Source organism: Paraburkholderia sp. GAS206C (assembly GCF_050435645.1).
In the GTDB taxonomy this organism is placed as follows: Bacteria; Pseudomonadota; Gammaproteobacteria; order Burkholderiales; family Burkholderiaceae; genus Paraburkholderia; species Paraburkholderia phenazinium_B.
This window is the reverse complement of the sequence record NZ_JBNDKR010000001.1, coordinates 783,997-801,941: the sequence shown is the minus strand read 5'-3', so window position 1 is coordinate 801,941 and position 17,945 is coordinate 783,997. Positions and strand designations below refer to the sequence as shown.

At 63.2% G+C, this 17,945-nt stretch carries 17 protein-coding genes; 12 read left to right on the top strand and 5 right to left on the bottom strand.

The features are described from left to right. The first annotated feature begins 42 nt into the window (after positions 1-42). Entirely contained in the window at positions 43-1,365 is a 1,323-nt protein-coding gene (locus P3T20_RS03715; RefSeq protein WP_429286091.1) for an MFS transporter, read from the top strand. Between the two features lie 58 nt (positions 1,366-1,423). Further along, a complete protein-coding gene (locus P3T20_RS03710; RefSeq protein ID WP_429286090.1) occupies positions 1,424-2,374 on the top strand; it encodes a dihydrodipicolinate synthase family protein in 951 nt (316 codons plus the stop codon). Here P3T20_RS03710 and P3T20_RS03705 read toward each other — a convergent pair. The 4 genes from P3T20_RS03705 to P3T20_RS03690 form a co-directional block, all read right to left on the bottom strand. Then, complete coding sequence (locus P3T20_RS03705; RefSeq protein WP_429286089.1) at positions 2,371-3,237, bottom strand: amidohydrolase family protein; 867 nt, start codon at positions 3,235-3,237, stop codon at positions 2,371-2,373. The two genes, P3T20_RS03710 and P3T20_RS03705, sit on opposite strands and share 4 nt — an antisense overlap. Positions 3,238-3,259: 22 nt before the next feature. Next, the gene (locus tag P3T20_RS03700; RefSeq protein ID WP_429286088.1) at positions 3,260-4,513 is read right to left on the bottom strand and encodes an MFS transporter; all 1,254 of its coding nucleotides are present in this window, start codon (positions 4,511-4,513) and stop codon (positions 3,260-3,262) included. A 75-nt stretch (positions 4,514-4,588) separates the two neighbouring features. Next, positions 4,589-5,314: a GntR family transcriptional regulator gene (locus P3T20_RS03695; RefSeq protein WP_429286087.1), complete on the bottom strand. Its 726-nt coding sequence runs from the start codon at positions 5,312-5,314 to the stop codon at positions 4,589-4,591. Positions 5,315-5,407: 93 nt separating this feature from the next. Beyond that, positions 5,408-6,331 carry a LysR substrate-binding domain-containing protein gene (locus tag P3T20_RS03690; protein WP_429286086.1) on the bottom strand — a complete coding sequence of 308 codons (924 nt, stop codon included), beginning with the start codon at positions 6,329-6,331 and terminating at the stop codon, positions 5,408-5,410. Between the two features lie 137 nt (positions 6,332-6,468). Between P3T20_RS03690 and P3T20_RS03685 the strand changes: the two genes are divergently transcribed. From P3T20_RS03685 to P3T20_RS03650, 8 genes are all read left to right on the top strand, one after another. Next, complete coding sequence (locus tag P3T20_RS03685; RefSeq protein ID WP_429286085.1) at positions 6,469-7,536, top strand: ABC transporter substrate-binding protein; 1,068 nt, start codon at positions 6,469-6,471, stop codon at positions 7,534-7,536. A gap of 77 nt (positions 7,537-7,613) precedes the next feature. Beyond that, positions 7,614-8,684, top strand: a complete 1,071-nt coding sequence (locus P3T20_RS03680) for an ABC transporter ATP-binding protein (RefSeq protein WP_429286084.1) — start codon at positions 7,614-7,616, stop codon at positions 8,682-8,684. Further along, positions 8,671-9,543: an ABC transporter permease gene (locus tag P3T20_RS03675; RefSeq protein ID WP_074266291.1), complete on the top strand. Its 873-nt coding sequence runs from the start codon at positions 8,671-8,673 to the stop codon at positions 9,541-9,543. The genes P3T20_RS03680 and P3T20_RS03675 overlap by 14 nt, the downstream gene beginning before the upstream one ends. Positions 9,544-9,556: 13 nt before the next feature. Then, entirely contained in the window at positions 9,557-10,354 is a 798-nt protein-coding gene (locus P3T20_RS03670; RefSeq protein ID WP_429286083.1) for an ABC transporter permease, read from the top strand. Beyond that, positions 10,351-11,490 carry an NAD(P)/FAD-dependent oxidoreductase gene (locus tag P3T20_RS03665; protein ID WP_429286082.1) on the top strand — a complete coding sequence of 380 codons (1,140 nt, stop codon included), beginning with the start codon at positions 10,351-10,353 and terminating at the stop codon, positions 11,488-11,490. The genes P3T20_RS03670 and P3T20_RS03665 overlap by 4 nt, the downstream gene beginning before the upstream one ends. Positions 11,491-11,504: 14 nt before the next feature. Next, a complete protein-coding gene (locus P3T20_RS03660; protein ID WP_429286081.1) occupies positions 11,505-11,879 on the top strand; it encodes a (2Fe-2S)-binding protein in 375 nt (124 codons plus the stop codon). After that, the gene (locus P3T20_RS03655; protein ID WP_429286080.1) at positions 11,869-13,263 is read left to right on the top strand and encodes an NAD(P)/FAD-dependent oxidoreductase; all 1,395 of its coding nucleotides are present in this window, start codon (positions 11,869-11,871) and stop codon (positions 13,261-13,263) included. The genes P3T20_RS03660 and P3T20_RS03655 overlap by 11 nt, the downstream gene beginning before the upstream one ends. Beyond that, positions 13,256-14,398, top strand: coding sequence for an NAD(P)/FAD-dependent oxidoreductase (locus tag P3T20_RS03650; protein WP_429286079.1), 1,143 nt, complete (start codon positions 13,256-13,258; stop codon positions 14,396-14,398). The genes P3T20_RS03655 and P3T20_RS03650 overlap by 8 nt, the downstream gene beginning before the upstream one ends. Here the strand turns inward: P3T20_RS03650 and P3T20_RS03645 are convergent. After that, a complete protein-coding gene (locus tag P3T20_RS03645) occupies positions 14,339-15,109 on the bottom strand; it encodes a CerR family C-terminal domain-containing protein (protein ID WP_074266285.1) in 771 nt (256 codons plus the stop codon). The genes P3T20_RS03650 and P3T20_RS03645 overlap by 60 nt on opposite strands. A 105-nt stretch (positions 15,110-15,214) precedes the next feature. On the opposite strand from P3T20_RS03645, the gene P3T20_RS03640 reads away from it, so the two are divergent. Both P3T20_RS03640 and P3T20_RS03635 read left to right on the top strand, forming a co-directional pair. Beyond that, positions 15,215-16,336 carry an HlyD family secretion protein gene (locus P3T20_RS03640; RefSeq protein ID WP_429286078.1) on the top strand — a complete coding sequence of 374 codons (1,122 nt, stop codon included), beginning with the start codon at positions 15,215-15,217 and terminating at the stop codon, positions 16,334-16,336. A gap of 19 nt (positions 16,337-16,355) precedes the next feature. Beyond that, positions 16,356-17,945: an MDR family MFS transporter gene (locus tag P3T20_RS03635; RefSeq protein ID WP_429286198.1), complete on the top strand. Its 1,590-nt coding sequence runs from the start codon at positions 16,356-16,358 to the stop codon at positions 17,943-17,945.

The following is a 17,945-nucleotide window of genomic DNA, read 5'->3' as shown; positions in this document are numbered from 1 at the left end:
CGATGACGCAGTCATACCTGCTATGAGACGGAGACAGCGAGCATGAGCGATACCGCGCAAAGTCAGCCCACCCCGCCAGGAATTCGCCGAGCCCAGCATGTCGCGCTCGTGCTTCTGATGGTGAGCGGTGTCGTCAACTATATGGATCGCGGCACGCTGGCTGTCGCCAACCCGATGATCCGTGCCGAGCTCGGACTCTCGCTCGGTCAGATGGGCTTGCTGCTGTCGGCGTTCCTGTGGATCTACGCAGTGTGTCAGTTACCGATCGGTGGACTGGTCGATCGCATTGGCCCGCGCCGGCTGCTGGGCATCGGGCTTGTTGTGTGGTCGCTGGCGCAGATGGCGGGTGGCCTCGCGTCCAGCTTCGGCTTCTTTATCGTTGCGCGCGCGGTGCTCGGCATTGGCGAAGCGCCGCAGTTTCCTTCGGCCGCCCGGGTCGTGAGCAACTGGTTCCCGTTGCGCTCGCGCGGCACGCCCACCGGCATCTACAACGCGGCCTCGCCGTTGGGGAGCGCGCTTGCACCGCTATGCCTGTCGTTTGTCGTGGTGTCCTTCAACTGGCGTTGGGCCTTTATTGCAACGGGCATGCTGGGTCTTGTGGTCGCAATCATCTGGTTTGCGTTGTACCGCGATCCGGACAAGTCGCAGATGACCGAGGCGGAGCGCCGCTATCTCGACGAGGGCAGCCAGTCAGCAGGCGAAGTACCCTCCAAGCTCACGTTCGCCGAATGGCGAGGTCTGTTTTCGTATGCGACGACCTGGGGGATGCTGATCGGCTTCTTCGGCTCGGTGTATCTCAACTGGGTTTATCTGACCTGGTTGCCGGGCTATCTGACGATCGAGCGGCACATGAGCCTGATCCATACCGGCTTCGCGGCATCTGTGCCGTTCCTGTGCGGCATCGTCGGCTCGCTGGTGGCGGGCTGGTTCTCCGATCTGATTACCCGGGGCAGCCGTTCGCCGGTGGCGAGCCGCCGCAACGCGGTGGTGGTCTCGATGCTCGGCATGATGGTCTTCACGATTCCGGCTGCTCTCGTCGAGAGCAATGCGATCGCGGTCGCCTGCATTTCGGTGGTGGTCTTTTTAGGCAACGCGGCGGCGGCTTCGTCATGGGCATTGGCGACAGCGGCAGCGCCGCCCAGCCGGATCGCGTCGCTGGCAGCCATCCAGAACTTCGGCGGCTTTCTCGGCGGCGCGCTGGCGCCGATCGCGACCGGCTTTATCGCCCAGGCGTTGTCGTTCGTGCCGGCGCTATTGACGGCCGCGGGCATCGCGGGCGCCGGGGCGATGGCCTATCTGCTGCTGGTGCGCAAACCGATTCCCGAACAGGAAAGCGCGGCGGGCGTGGCTCACGTACCCGCATGATGGGAGCGAGACACGCGTTGCGAGTCGCGATTGAAACAGTATCTTTGAGGAGAGGTTGATGGGTGATACATCGAAGCCCGCAGGTGTTATCGAGGGCATTGTTCCCGTGATGCTAACGCCGTTCGACGAGAGCGGTGCGATCGACTACGGCGGACTCGAGCGCCTGATCGAGTGGTATCTCGAGCATGGCTCGGATGCGTTGTTCGCAGTCGCGCAGTCGAGTGAGATGCAGTTTCTGAGTCTCGCGGAGCGTGCCGCGCTCGCGCGCTTTGTGGTGGATAAGGTGGCGGGGCGGGTGCCCGTGGTCGCGTCCGGCCATATCAGCGACGATCCGGATGCGCAGGCTGAAGAACTGCTGGCTGCGGCAGCATCGGGGGCGCAAGGGGCGGTGCTGGTCACGAATCGACTGGATCCGAAGCGTGAGGGCACGGCCACCTTTCTGACGAATCTGCGGCGCCTGCTGCAGCGTTTGCCGTCCGATCTGCCGCTTGGGTTATACGAGTGCCCTGCGCCGTATCGGCGGCTGCTTTCCGACGAGGAACTGAAGGCCTGTATCGACACCGGTCGCTTCGTCATGCTTAAGGATGTCAGTTGCGATCTGTCCACCGTGAAGCGGCGTGTCGCGTTGGCCGAGGGTTCCCCGCTGAAGATACTGAATGCGAATGCCGCGATCGCGTGGGATGCGATGAAGGCCGGATCGGCGGGCTTCAACGGCGTATTCACCAACTTTCATCCGGATCTTTACCAGTGGCTGCGTAGCGAGAGTGCTCGGGATCCGGCGTTAGCCGAAGAATTGTCGACGTTTCTGGTGATTGCGGCAGTGTCGGAGGCGCTCGGCTACCCGGCGCTCGCGAAGATCTACCATCAGCGTATCGGCACATTCAACTCGATTCGCTGCCGCGTGATCGACTACGACGTGCGCGAACGCTTCTGGGCACTCGACGCGGTGCTCGACAAGATCGTTGCCGGCACCGAGCACTTCCGCGCGCGGATCGCTGCGGTGCGTTAGCGGAACTGGAACAGCGACGCGGGCGTATCGACCAGCACGGTGCGTAACTGATCCGGCTGATCCACGAAGGATTCGAGTTGATCGCGAGTCAGCCGTGCGTTCTGCACGTCTTCGAATTGCGTATGCGGCCAGTCGGTGCCCCACACCAGACGGTCGACGCCGAATTCACGAACCAGCGCGGGCCATGCGCCGACTGCTGCCGCCAATGCCGCAGCCGGATCATCGCGCTCGGGGCTCACGCGATACGCACCCGACACTTTCACCCACACCTGTCGCGTCGGGCCGAGCGAGAGCAGGGTGGCGAAGCCGGGGTCGCCGGTGCCGAGCGCCGGATCGAAGCGGCCAAAATGATCGACCACCATATGCACGCCGCTGGCAAGCACGGCCGCCGCAATCGCGGAAAGACGTGCTGCTTCGATCTGCACCTCGAAATGCCAGTCCAGGTCCGCCATGCGCTCGAGAAACGGCGCCCATACCGTATCGCCAAAGTCGGGCAACGCGGTGCCGATCAGATTGGCACGCACGCCGACCACGCCGCGCGCGTGCCACGCCTCGATCTGCGCGATATCGCGCGCTGGATCCACTACGACGATGCCGCGTAACTGTTCGGGATGCGCGTTGAGGCACGACAGTAGAAAGCTGTTGTCGGTGCCGAGAAAACTTGGTTGAACCAGAACACCGTGCGATAAGCCCAGGCTCGCGAGCATCGCGCGATAGTCTTCGAGCGTGGCCTCGTAGGTTGGCGCATAGCGTCGGCCTGATGCGAGCGGCAAGCCGTGCACGAATACGTGCGCGTGACCGTCGATGCCCGTGATGGGCAACGTAGTAGCGTGGAGGGCGGGCGTACCGTTAGAAGCAGTCATTCGTGAATTCGTAACACTCAGATCAGGCTGCAGGTTCTTCGTCTAGTGTACGGCCACGCGTTTCCGGCAGCATGAGGATCGAAACCGCAACGATTGCGTAAGCGATCGCAGCATCGATACCGATCGCGAAGCCCAGAGAAAACTGACCGGCAAGATGTCCGACCATGACCGGGAAGCCAGCCGAGACCACTCGTCCGAAGTTATAGCAGAAGCCGACACCTGTACCGCGCGTGCCACGCGGATAGAGTTCGTTGAAAAGCGCGCCCATGCTCGCGGGAATTCCGGCAGCGAAGAAACCGAGCGGAAAGCCTAAGGCGAGCATGGCCTGATTCGACATCGGCAGGAAGACGTACAGGATCACCGTCGCCACGCAGCAGACCGAAAATAGAAGGATGGTCTGGCGGCGGCCGATGGCATCGAGCAACACCGACGCTGCCAGACAGCCGAAAAAGAACGCGAGGATGATGACCGCGAGATAGCCGCCGGTGCCGAGCACGGAGAGATGCCGCTCGGTCTTCAGAAAGGTGGGCAACCAGGTGGTCAATGCGGAATAGCCGCCATGTGCGCCGACGCCGAGCAGGCCGCCGATTAGCGTCATGCGCAGCACATCCGGCGCGAAAATCGAGAGCAGCGGGACGCGTTCGGCGGAGCCAGGCTTAGCCTCTTGCGCGCCCTTCTTCGCGGCGACAACGGGCTCCTTGAGGTTGCGCCGCACGTAGATGATCAACAGCGCCGGCAGGATACCGATACCGAACATCACACGCCAGCCGAGCGCGGGTGACAGGAACGAGAACACCCCTGCATAGAGCAGCACCGCTGCGGCCCAGCCCACGGCCCATGCGCTTTGCACCGCGCCCATTGCCTTGCCGCGATGCCGGTTGCTGATGGTCTCGGCCATCAGCACTGCGCCGGCTGCCCACTCGCCGCCAAAGCCAAAACCTTGCAGAGCCTTCAGCACGATGAACTGCGGAAAATTTTGTGCAAACGCGGATAGCAGCGTGAAAACCGAAAACCAGGCCACCGTAACCTGCAAGGTGCGCACGCGACCGTAGCGATCCGCTGCCGCGCCGCAAATCCAGCCGCCCAGCGCCGACGCAACCAGCGTCACGCCGCTGACAAGCCCCGCCTGGGTCTTGCTGATGCCCCATTCGGCGATGATCGCAGGAATCACGAGGCTGAACATCTGCACGTCGAGCGCATCGAGCGCCCAGCCGCCGAAACAGGCCCAGAACGTGCGCCGCTCGTTCTTCGATACTTCGCCATACCAGGAAAACATCTGGACTCCACGCGCCGTATGCCGGCGTCAACGATGCTGCTTGTTAAACCCCAAAAGTGCGTGACGACGCGCCGCTCAGCGAATCTCTATGTCGTACGCAAAGTGTTGCGCGGCGCCTCGCGAAAGACGCCATTCAAGCGGTGCGCCGTCGTAACCGAAGGCAACCCGTTCGATCACGACGATCGGACTGTGTGCGGCAACTCGCAGCGTGGCGACATCCTCTTCATTGGCGGTCTCTACCGTCAATCGTTCGTCGGCGCGCGCCACCACGCGGGCGCAGCGCTGTTCATAGAACGGATAGAGCAGCGGACCGAACTCTTCGATGGGGCAGTCGGCCAGCGCAACGAACGGTTCATACGGCAACCAGATCTGCTCGGCCACGATCGGCTGGTCGTCGATCAGCCGCAAGCGCGCGAGCCGGATCGCTTTGGCGCCCGTTTTGAGGCTGAATCTCGCCACGACCGCCTTGGGCGCGCGCATCACGGCGCGCTCGAGAATGCGGCTCTCAGGGACGCGTCGCTCACCCGAGGGCGAGTGAAAGCGGAAGAAGCGGAACAACGAACGGTCGAAGGCGGCGCGGCGTACGAAGGTGCCGCGTCCCTGGAAGCGTTCGACCAGTCCTTCACGCTCAAGCAGGTCGACCGCCTTGCGTACCGTGCCGACTGCGAGGCCATAGGCGAGCGCCAGTTCCTGTTCGGTCGGCAACGGGTCTTGAGGCTGCCATTCAAGCGCGGCAATGCGGGCGGCCAACTGGTCGCGCAGGCGGTGATAGCGGGGAATGCGGTCGTCCAAGATCGTCAAGGTCCGATGGCTGGTGAAAATTCATATATATGTTTATATGAATCGCCTCGGATGAGGATCGGGGTTTTCCCTGAACGACCGCTACATCAAGCTTTAACGCCGGCTCGGACGGCGCGGCTTTTCAAAACTGTCCAGCAGGTCCTGGTGCTCCTTGCGCAATAACTGGACGAACTCGAGCGTCAGGCGATCGCGCGGCTGATGCGGCGGATACAGCAGATAGGTGGGAAACAGCACCGCGGGCTTGAATGGCCGGATCTCGATGCCGGGCCCCGCGAAGTCGCGCGCGACGATGGGGTGCGCCAGCGTTACGCCCATCCCGCAACGCACCATCTCGCAGCAGATAGCCGAATACTGCGCTTCGATGGCGAGTACCCGTTGGACTCCGGCGCGTTCGAAGGCCTCGTCCATTTGCGTCCGGGTGCCGTCGCCATGACAGAGGGAGATGAACGCTTCGCCCTGAAAGTCCTCGGCCTTTAGCACCGACTTCTTCGTCAGGCGATGGCCGGCCGGCAGCACGCAGACCGCTGCGGCTTCCGACAACAGTTCCACTTCACAGGTGGACGCTTCGCTCTTGTAGACCGCTACGCCCAGATCGCAGAACTGCGAGGAGGTCCAGTGATTGACCGTCCCCGAGGTATTCACGTGAAGCGACACGGTGACTTCCGGCCGCAATTCCTGAAAGCGTTTGATGACATGCGGCACCAGCGTCAGACCCGCGGAAGGCATGGCTGCGATGCGCAGGCGCCCGCTGCCCAGGTTCTTGATCTGCGCGGCCGCGTTGGTCAGTCCCTGAAGCCCGACATAAGCGCGCTCCACCTCGCGAAAGAAAGCGTTGCCTTCGCTGGTGGGGATCAGTCTGACGCCGCTGCGCTGGAACAACAGCAGCCCGGTTTCGCGTTCTAGCTGCGTGATGAGCCGGCTGATGTTCGGTTGTGAAGTGAACAACTCCTTCGCCGCTGCGGTCATGGATCCCGCCAGCATGACCGCCCGAAACGCTTCAATGTGCTTCAGATTCATCGTGCGCAACCCATATCAGATTGGTATGGATTGTTATTTTATTCGTATTGGACGTTATGCATTTTGCCCGACAGAATCTTTTCAACTCACATGTATTCCCGCAAGTGCCCGGCAGCACATTGACTGGAGACCAGCCCATGCGATACCCGCAGCGAAACCCTCGTCCGCTATCTGTCCGTTTGCTGCTGGCCGCACTCGGCATTGCCGGTGTGTTGTGCGGGCCGCTGGTGGCGCAGGCCGACACCACGCTTTACGTGGCCAACGTCGGCGGTTCGAACGAGCAGATGTACCGGCAGACGATCATCCCGGCGTTCGAGAAGGCGCACAACGTCAAGATCGTCTACGTGGCGGGCAATTCGAGCGACACGCTGGCGAAGCTGCAGGCGCAGAAGGGCCATGAGCAGATCAACGTCGCTGTCATGGACGACGGTCCGATGTACCAGGCCATGCAGATGGGCCTGTGTTCGAAAATCGCAGACGCCCCGGTCATGAACGACCTGTATCCGCTCGCGCACCTCGGCCCGACTGCGGTGGGCGTCGGCATGGTGGCGACGGGGATCGGCTATAACGAGGAAGCCTTCAAGAAGATGGGCCTGCCCGCGCCGGATTCCTGGACCGTGCTGACCGACAAGCGTCTGAAGGGCAAGCTTGGCATGCCGCCGATCACCAACACGTACGGCTTGCACGCGCTCGTGATGCTCGCGCGGCTAAATGGCGGCGGCGAAAAGAACATCGATCCAGGCTTCGCCGCGATGACAAACCAGGTCGCGCCGGATGTGCTGTCGTGGGCACCGACGCCAGGCGAGATGGACGGCCTGATGCAGAACGGCGACGTGATTCTCGCACCCTACGGTAGCGGCCGCGCGGTTGCGTTGCAGAACACGGGCTTTCCGCTAAAGTTCTTCTATCCGAAGGAAGGCGGTATCGCGCTGCAGGTCGCGGCTTGCGTGGTGGCCGAAAACGCGCAGCCCGAATTGTCGCAGCAATTCATCCAGTATCTGTTGAGTCCGGAAGTGCAGGCTATCCAGGCCAAGGCGATAGGGCTCGGTCCAGTCAACAAGACCGTCAAGCTGGCACCGGAAGTCGCGGCACGCGTACCTTATGGTCCAGATCAGGTGGCGAAGCTGATCGCCGTCGACTGGACGACCATCAATCAGCATCGCGCGGAATGGACTGAGCGCTGGAATCGCAGCGTCGAGCGTTGAGTGCTTAAGCGCTGCCGAGTGGGCCTGCGGCTGCCGCGCCGCATGTCCGGCCCATTGCTACCCTCACAGGGACGCACATGAGTTTCCTGACACTCAAAGGCATATCGAAGCGCTACGGCGACTTCACTGCGATCGAGCAGATCGACCTGGAAGTGGAGCGAGGTGAGTTCCTGTCGCTGCTTGGACCGTCCGGTTGCGGCAAGACCACAACCCTGCAGATGGTAGCCGGGTTCATCACGCCGAGCACCGGCACGATCACGCTCGATGGACGTGACATCACACACGAGCGGCCCGAAAAGCGCGGCATGGGTGTCGTATTTCAAAGCTACGCGCTGTTTCCACACATGACGGTTGAGGGCAATGTCGGCTTCGGCCTGGAAATGCGCAATATGAAGCGCGCGGCGCGTGCCGAACGCGTGGCCGAAGTGCTCGAACTCGTGCGTCTGAACGGCCTGGGCAGTCGCTATCCGAAGGAGCTGTCGGGCGGTCAACGGCAACGTGTGGCCATTGCGCGCGCGCTGGCGATGCGTCCCGAACTGCTGTTGCTGGACGAACCGATGTCGAACCTCGACGCCAAGCTGCGCGAGGAGATGCATATCGAACTGCGCGCCATCCAGAAGCGCCTCGGCATCACGACGATCCTCGTGACGCATGACCAGGTCGAGGCGATGACGATGAGCGATCGCATCGCGGTCATGCATCGTGGCACGATCGCGCAACTGAGCACGCCATTCGAAGCGTACGAACGGCCGAAGACGGCTTTTGCATCGACCTTCCTCGGCAAGACCAACCTGTTGTCGGGAGCCGTTGTACGCCGCAATGGACGCTGCGCCGAGGTGGATGTGGCGGGTACTACGCTCAGGGTGCCGCATGAAGGGCGGCCTGCACAAGGCGATGTCAACGTGTATATCCGCCCAGAAAAGGTTCGTCTGGCAGAGGTGGATGCGCGCGCGAGCGGCCGCATCACGACGCGGGTGTTCGTCGGCAACCAGTGGCTGCTGCAGGTCGACACCGGCATCGGACGCCTGAGCGTGGCGCAGCCTAACTTCGGTGCGCCACCGCCAGAAGAAGGCCAGCACGTCGGTCTTGCGTGGTCCGACGATGACCTGCGCATGCTCGAGAAGGAGAAGCCCGATGGCCACTCTTGACCACGATCGCGCGGGCGCGGCGCCGTGGCTTTTGTCCGGGCCGGCGCTGCTGCTGTTCGGCGGCCTGCTGCTGGTACCGCTCGTGCTGACCCTGGTGCTATCGTTCCATGCCTTTAGTGACAGCCAAGGCACGCTTGCGGCTTATACGTTGTCGAATTACTTAAAGGTAGTCACCGATCCCTACTACGGCGCAATCTTCGCCCGCACAGCCGGACTCGCCTTCGCGGTGACTGCGCTGTGCATTGTGCTCGGCGTGCCCGAGACGATCGTGCTCGCGCGCATGAAGCGGCCGTGGCAGTCGGTGTGCCTGCTGATCGTGCTCGGCCCGTTGCTGATCTCGGTGGTGGTACGCACGCTGGGCTGGCAGATCCTGCTCGGCAACAACGGAGTGCTTAACAACGCACTGCAGGCGCTGCATTTCACCTCCGAGCCGATCCGTCTTGTCTTCACCATGACCGGCGTAGTGATTGCACTCACCCACGTACTGGTGCCCTTTATGGTGATGTCGGTGTGGGCAACGCTGCAAAAGCTCGATCCGCAGGTCGAATGGGCAGGCCTGTCGCTTGGCGGGTCGCCGCTGCGCGTATTTCGGCGAGTCGTACTGCCGCAGATCCTGCCAGGCGTGCTATCGGGTTCGATCATCGTATTTGCGTTATCTGCCTCGGCGTTCGCCACGCCTGCGCTCATTGGCGGCCGGCGACTAAAGGTGGTTGCAACGGCGGCCTACGACGAATTCCTCGGCACGCTCAACTGGCCGCTCGGCGCGACGATTGCGGTGTTACTGCTGATCGCCAACGTGGCGATCGTGATGGGCTGCAGCCGGCTCGCCGAACGTCGTTTCAAGCACATCTTCGATTGATGGGGAGGACGCCATGAAACAAAACGGATTCTGGGGTCTCCTGTTCAACGCGCTGTTTCTCGCGTTTATCCTTGCGCCGCTCGTGGTGGTAGTAGCAGTGTCGTTCACCGACAAGGGTTATATCTCGATGCCGTTCGATGGCGCATCGCTGCGCTGGTTCAGAGCGATCCTCGAGAACGAGGACATCGTCGACGCATTCTGGCTGTCCGTACGGCTTGCGCTGGTGGCGGCGACGCTCGGCGTCGCGCTCGCGGTGCCCGCGGCTCTCGCGATCGCACGTTATCGCTTTCCGGGGCGCGGCGCACTCACCGGCTTTTTCCTTTCGCCGATGATGATTCCCGCCGTCGTGCTCGGTATCGCGTTCCTGCGCTTTCTGAGCCTGCTCGGACTCGGCGGATCGTTCTGGGCGCTGTGTGCGACTCACGTGATCATCGTAGTGCCGTACGCACTGCGGCTCGCGTTGTCGTCGGCCGTCGGTCTCGATCGCGACGCTGAGCGTGCCGCGCTTTCATGCGGCGCGAGCCGCTTCACCGCGTTTCGCCGCGTCGTGCTGCCGATGATCCGTACGGGCGTGGTCGGCGGCTGGGTGTTGTCCTTCATTCAAAGCTTCGACGAATTGACCATGACCATTTTTGTCGCGACGCCGGGCACGACCACGTTGCCCGTCGCGATGTATAACCAGATCGCGCAAACGATCGATCCTTTGGTGGCGTCCGTGTCGACGGTGTTGATCGCCGGCACGGTTGTCCTGATGCTGGTGCTGGACCGGATGGTCGGTCTGGACCGCGTCCTGATCGGAGAAACACGATGACAGTTGATGGAGCCGAAAGTCCCGACGTGCTGGTGGTAGGCGGCGGGCTGGTCGGTACGGCGGTGGCGTATGGACTTGCCAGAGAAGGCGCGAAGGTGACCGTGCTCGATGAAGGCGATGGTGGCTTTCGCGCTTCGCGCGGCAACTTCGGTCTGGTGTGGGTGCAAGGCAAAGGCTATGGCCTGTCGCCTTACGCGCGCTGGACACGCAGCTCGGCTGACCGCTGGCCGGCGCTTGCGGCAGCGTTGCTGGAGGACACCGGCATCGACGTGGCGTTGCGGCAGCCGGGCGGCTTTCACCTCTGCTTCTCGGACGAGGAACTGGCCGAACGCAACAAGCGCCTCGGCATATTGAAGGCGGAGTTAGGCGGCGATTACCCCTATCAACTGCTCGATGCCAAAGAACTGCGTGAGCGTTTGCCTGCAATCGGACCCGAGGTGATCGGCGCAAGCTATACGCCGATGGACGGCCACGTGAATCCGCTCAAGCTGTTGCGCGCGTTGCACGATGCGATGCAACGGCGCGGCGTGACGCTGGTCGGGAACAGCCAGATCGGCCGCATTGCGCCGGAGGAGGGCGGCTTCGCCGCGCATGGACGCAACGGTGTGTGGCGCGCGCCGCGGATCGTGCTGGCTGCAGGCCTCGGCAACAGCTCGTTGGCGCCGCAGGTCGGGCTGCATGCGCCGGTGAAACCGAATCGCGGGCAGATACTGGTCAGCGAGCGCGTCGCGCCTTTTCTGCATCATCCGACGATCAACGTACGGCAGACCGACGAGGGCTCTGTGCAGCTGGGCGATTCGATGGAAGAGGTCGGCTTCAACGACTTCACGACGACCGATGTGCTGTCGAAAATCGCGCGTCGCGGCGTGAGAGCTTTCCCGTTTCTGAAAGATGTCCGCTTGGTGCGCATGTGGGCGGCGTTGCGCGTATATAGCCCCGATAGCTTCCCGATCTACGAGCAGTCGTCGCAGTATCCGGGAGCGTTTGTTGTCACCTGTCACAGCGGCGTGACACTGGCTGCCGCCCACGCGCTACGCATTGCCCCTTGGGTCGTGGGCGGCGCGATACCTGATGAGCTCAGCGCATTTCCCGGCGGCCGGTTCCTTTCGCCTGCAAAAATCCTTAGTCATGCTTGATACACGACTCTGATATGACTTCCAAACCGCTTTTCAGGGTGCTTGCACCGCTTGCGCCTGCCGTCGCAGATGTCACCGTCCATATCTGGTTCAACGATGAACCGCTTGAGGTGCCAGGCGGTCGCTCAGTGGCGGCCGCGCTGCTCGCTGCCGGCGTGCAGCGCTTTCGCGCTACGCCGGTTACCGGTGCGCCGCGAGCGCCGTATTGCATGATGGGCGTGTGCTTCGAATGTCTCGTCGAAATCGATGGCGTGCCGAGCCGGCAAAGCTGCCTGGTGACGGTACAGGACGGCATGCGGATCCACTCGCAGGAGGGCGCGCGGGACCTGCCGTTCAGCGCCGATCCGGCGTCATCGCAATCCATCAAGGAGAATTCCGATGCTCGTTGAACCGGTCGATGTCGCGGTGATCGGCGCCGGGCCTGCGGGGCTCGCTGCGGCGACGCGGGCTGCGGGAGCGGGCCTGTCGGTGGTGCTGCTCGACGAGCAGGAGACGGTCGGAGGACAGATCTATCGGGCGATCGAGCGCAGCGATGCGCAGCGTCGCGAGATCCTTGGGCCGGACTACGTCGCAGGCGCGGCGCTGGCGGAGGCATTCGCGCGCAGTGGGGCGCGTTATGAGCCGAACGCCTCGGTCTGGCAAGTCACGCGCGAGCGCTCCGTGCATTATCTGAAGGATGGAAAAACCGGGAGCTTCGAGGCGAAGCGTGTCGTGCTTGCAACTGGCGCGCTGGAGCGGCCCTTCCCGATACCGGGCTGGACGCTGCCGGGTGTGCTGACCGCCGGCGCCGCGCAGATCCTGCTGAAGAGCGCCGGCGAGGTGCCAGCGGAGCCACCGGTGCTGGTTGGCTGCGGACCGTTGCTCTATCTGCTCGGCTGGCAATACGTGCGAGCGGGCGTGCCGATTCGCGCGCTGGTCGACACCACGCGTCATGAGGACCGCTGGCGTGCCAAGCGTCACATGATCTCGGCGTTGCGGGCGTGGCCGTATCTGGCCAAGGGCTTGCAATTGCTCCGCGCGCTGCGCGAAGCGGGTGTGCCGATTCACGAGGGTGCCGACGATCTTCGCATCGAAGGCGCGCCGGGTGATGATGGCACCGACCGGGCCCACGCGTTGAGCTTCTCGGTGCGCGGCGTGCCGCAACGGATCGAGGCCAGCGTTTTCCTGTTGCATCAGGGCGTCGTGCCGAACACGCAGTTCAGCTGGTCGCTGCGCGCAACGCATCATTGGGACGACGCGCAATTGTGCTTCACTCCGCAGACCGATGCATGGGGCGAGCTCGATGTCGCCGGTATCTTCGTCGCAGGCGACGGTGGCGGGATCGCCGGCGCGCAAGCGGCCGAGGCGCAAGGCGAACTGAGCGCGCTGGCGATCGCCGCGCAATTGGGCGCGCTCGATCAGACGACGCGTAACCATAACGCGGCGCCGTTGTTGCGGCGCCTCGCGGAAGTGAAGCGTATCCGTCCGTTCCTCGATACCTTGTACCGCCCGCGCGATGAGAACCGCGTGCCGCAGGACGACGTGCAGGTGTGCCGCTGCGAAGAGGTGACGGCTGGCGACGTGCGTCGCTTCGTGGAACTCGGCTGTCAGGGCCCGAATCAGGCCAAGTCGTTTGGCCGCTGTGGGATGGGCCCGTGCCAGGGACGCCTTTGCGGGCTGACCGTGACCGAAGTGATCGCCGAGGCACGCAAGGTGTCGCCTGCCACGGTCGGCTATTACCGTATCCGCCCACCGATCAAACCGCTCACGCTCGGAGAACTCGCCGGTGAATAGCGCCGCGGTCAACGAAGCCGACGTGCTGGTGATTGGTGGTGGACTGCACGGATCGAGCAGCGCGTTCTATCTGGCGAGCCGTGGCGTGCGCGTCACGGTGCTCGAAGCGGATTACGTTGGCCGTCATGCGTCGGGTGTCAATGCGGGCGGTGTGCGCACGCTCGGCCGGCCGTTGCCGGAAATCCCGCTGGCGCTGATGTCACGCGAGATCTGGCACAACATCGTCGCGACCATCGGCGATGACGCCGGTTTCGTGCCCTCGGGGCAGATGAAAATCGCCGAAAGCGAGGCCGAGCTCGACGAGTGTCGCGCTCGCGTTGCGTCGCTCGAGGCGCAGGGCTTTACTCACGAAAAGATCATCGACCGCGCGACTGTCCGCGAACTGGAGCCGGCGCTCGCGCCGTATGTGACCGGTGCGATCTGGGTCGAACGCGATGGCTATGCGTTACCGTACCGCGCCACCATGGCGTTTCGTCACGCAGCGCAGGCACGCACTGCGGTCTTTCATGAAGGCACGCCCGTCAAGCGGATCGAACAGCGTGGCACGCGCTGGTACGCACAGACACCCGCTGGCCTCTTTTCAGCGGAGCATCTGGTGATCACGGCAGGGGCCTGGTCAGGTGAGCTTGCGAGGCAAGTTGGCGAGCCCGTGCCGGTGCATCCGGAAGGGCTGATGCTGATGGTGACGCACCGCGTTGCGCCATTCTGCCGGGCGACGCTTGGCGCGACGGGAAGGCCCTTGTCGTTCAAGCAGTTCGATAATGGCACGGTCGTGATCGGCGGCAAGCTGATCGGCATCGCGGATTTGCCGGGACGTCATGGCGAAGTGGACTTCGCGCGCCTCGTGAGAAGCGCGCATACCGTGGTCGACCTGTTTCCGCATCTGCGCCACCTCGGCGTCAATCGCGCGTGGGCCGGGGTGGAAGCATTTACCGAGGATTCGCTGCCGGTGATTTCACCGAGCCGCAAGGCGTCGAATCTGACTTACTCGTTCGGATACTGCGGCAGCGGTTTTCAGCTTGGCCCCGGTTGCGGCAAGCTGGTGTCGGAACTGGTGCTGGACGGCGTTCCGTCGTTACCGCTGGACGCGTTTGCTATTGATCGCTTTGACGCCGGCCGCCTTGGGTGCACCTGAAGGTTGCCTGTCTCTCAACGCCGTCATGCTTCGCATGAGCGTGACCGTTTGCTCCTTGATGATGCGCATCAGCGTCGCGAGCCTGGTTGCGTCGACAGCGTCCCATCCCAGCACTCTCAGCGATTTACGCCCGTGGATGTGAAACGCGACGACCGGTCCGTTGAGCGTTAGCGTGCGAATCAGCGTCTCTTCATCATCTGCAGGACGTCCAAGCAGGCGTCCGACAATCGTCGCGCTGATATTGGTCAGGCGGCAACTGATCTTCTTGTCGATCAGCTCGAATCCCGATGACGGACCGTGGCCGGCTTGCTCACGCGCCATGAACAGGCGCCAGTCGTCCGATTCGGTCGAGGTGAACATGAACTGGGCAATGCTTGCCTGGATCGCGCAGAACGCTTCGATCAGCCCGTCGTCGTCGACATTGTTCGCCAGCGCTTTCTCGGCTGCCTCGACGGGTTCGAGGATCTGTGCCCAGACCCGCGAGACGATGTGCTCGATGCACGCCAGGTAGACCCCTTCCTTATTGTCGAAGTAATAGCCGATGGCCGGTGCGTTGACGCCCGCGCGCTCGGCGATGTCGCGCGTCGAGGCGCCGTCGAAGCCATATTCGCCGAACAGCGCGAGCGCCGCGTCGACGATGCGTGCGCGGGTTTCTTCACCGCGCTGGTAGCCGCCATCGATTGCGTGGCGATGTCTCGGGGCAGGGGACATCCGTTGGATCCTCAGAAGCTTTTGTAAGTGAAGCAAAAATATATCAATTGACAGAAATGTGCCAACTGGAATAATTATATCAATTGGAAAAAATCTGGAGTCGTCATGTCGGCCACCCTTCCCGTCAACGAAGCTGGAGCTGCGCCCGCGCGCCGCTCCCCCACACGCCGGCTACTCATGGCGGCCGGGCTGATCGCCCTGATCGCCGCGGCCGCGTGGGGCGTGCGCTGGTGGACGGTGGGACGCTTTATCCAGGGCACTGACGACGCCTACCTGCAAGCCGATAGTATGACTGTTGCACCCAAGGTGTCAGGGTACGTGGCTGAAGTGTTGGTTGGCGACAACCAGACGGTTGCGGTCGGACAGCCGCTGGTGCGGCTCGACAGCCGCCAGTACGAAGCGGCGTTGGAACAGTCCAACGCCACCGTGGCCGCGCGCCGGGCCGATATTCTGCGCGGCGAGGCCGAACTGGCGCAGCAGCAGGCGAGCATCGGCGAGGCGCGGGCGCAACTCGACGGCGCGGTGTCGAACGAGGCGCATGCGCTCGCCCAGGTCAAGCGCTACGAACCGCTTGCCGCAACGGGAGCAGAGACCGAAGAACGTGTGGCCGACCTGCGCAACTCGGCTCGCCAGGCTACCGCCACGCGCGCCGCCGACGCCGCAGCGCTGCAGGTCGCCGAGCGTCAGGTCGCGAATCTGCAGGCGCAGATCCAGCAGGCTCATGCGCAACTCGACGCAGCCGTCGCCTCCACGCAACAGTCGCAGCTTGACGAGCAGGACACCGTGATACGCAGCACGATCGCGGGTCGCGTCGGCGACCGCACAGTGCGCATCGGCCAGTATGTGCAGCCGGGCACGCGTCTGATGACCATCGTGCCGGTGCAGGACGTGTATTTGACGGCCAATTTCAAGGAAACGCAGATTGGCCTGATGCGGGTTGGTCAGCCGGCGACGATCCGGGTCGACGCGTTACCCGGCGAAGATCTGCACGGCACCGTGGACAGCTTCTCGCCCGGCACGGGTTCGCAGTTCGCGTTGTTACCCGCGCAGAACGCGACCGGCAACTTCACGAAGATCGTGCAGCGGGTGCCGGTGAAGATCCACATCGCGGCCGGTCCTGAAACGCGTAAGGTATTGCTGCCGGGTCTCTCGGTGAACGTGGAGGTGGACACACGCGGCGCCCGCGATACCGCCGAGCGCATGGAACGGGAAAACGGACGTGGCTAACTCCAGCACGCCGGCAAGCATGCCGGGCAGCGGAGTAGACGCATCCGCTGCGCAGCCGGCGCATCCGCCCAATGCCACCGCCTCTGACTGGATCGCCGTGGCCGCCGGCGCGCTCGGCGCCTTGATGGCGACGCTCGACATCTCGATCACGAATTCGGCGCTGCCGCAGATTCAAGGGCAAATCGGCGCGACCGGCACGGAAGGCACGTGGATTTCAACCGGCTACCTGATGTCGGAAATCGTGATGATCCCGCTTGCTGCGTGGCTCACGCGCGTGTTCGGACTGCGAAATTTTCTGCTTGGCAACGCGACGCTCTTCACGCTGTTCTCGGTCATGTGCGGCGTTTCGCACAGCCTGCCGCAGATGATCGCGGGGCGAATCGGCCAGGGCTTTGTGGGCGGCGCGATGATTCCGACCGCGCAGACGATTGTGGCGACGCGCCTGCCGCGTCACCAGATGCCGATCGGCATGACCATGTTCGGCCTGATCGTGCTGCTCGGGCCGCTGCTCGGTCCGGTGGTGGGCGGCTGGCTCGCGGAGAATATCGACTGGAGCTGGTGCTTCTTCGTCAACGTTCCGGTGGGCGGCGCACTGGTGGTGCTGCTGTTTCTGGGACTTAAGACCGCTCGCACCGACTGGTCGCAATTCATCAAGGCCGATTGGCTCGGCATTGTCGGGCTCGCGGCGGGGCTTAGTTCGCTGACCGTCGTGCTCGAGGAAGGGCAGCGCGAGCGCTGGTTCGAATCGTCGATGATCGTGTGGCTGAGTGTCGTGTCGGTGGTGGGCATCCTGTTGCTGGTGATTGCGCAGGTCGTGGCGAAGAAGCCCATCGTGCGTCTGACGTTGCTGAAGAATACGCGCTACGCGAGCGTCATCTTCATTGTGTTCACGGTGGGCGCGGGTCTTTACTGCGTGTCGTATCTGCTGCCACAGTTCCTGAGCAACGTATCGGGCTACAACGCGGAGCAGTCGGGCGGCGTGATGCTCATCTCCGGCGTGCCCGCGTTTCTGCTGATGCCGGTGCTGCCTCGTCTCATGGGCCGCGTGGATACGCGCCTGATGGTGATCGCCGGGCTGTGCTGCTTTGCCGCGAGCTGCATGCTCGACATCTCGCTCACCGCACAAAGCGTCGGCCATGACTTCACGTGGTCGCAACTGCTGCGCGGCGTGGGCCAGGTGCTGGCGATGATGCCGCTCAACCAGGCGTCGATGGCGGCCGTACCGCGCGAGGAAGCTGGTGACGCTGCGGGTCTCTACAACATGGCGCGTAACCTGGGCGGTTCGGTCGGACTCGCATTGCTGGGCACGTTCATCGACCGCCGCAACACGTTCCACGAAGATGTGATCCGCGATTCCTTAAGCGCCAATTCGCTGATCGGGCAGGATCACCTCACGGCTAGCGCTGCCAGTTTTTTTGCGCAGACCGGCGACATGGCCTACGCGAAGCTTCAGGCAATCGGCCAGCTTACCGCGCAGATGCAGATGCAGGCGGTGGTCATTACCTATTCCGAAACCTTCTATGTGCTTGGCGTGGCTCTGCTGCTGTGCATTCCGCTCGCATTCTTTCTGAAGAAGCCGGCTGCCGGCACACCGTCGGCAGGACACTGA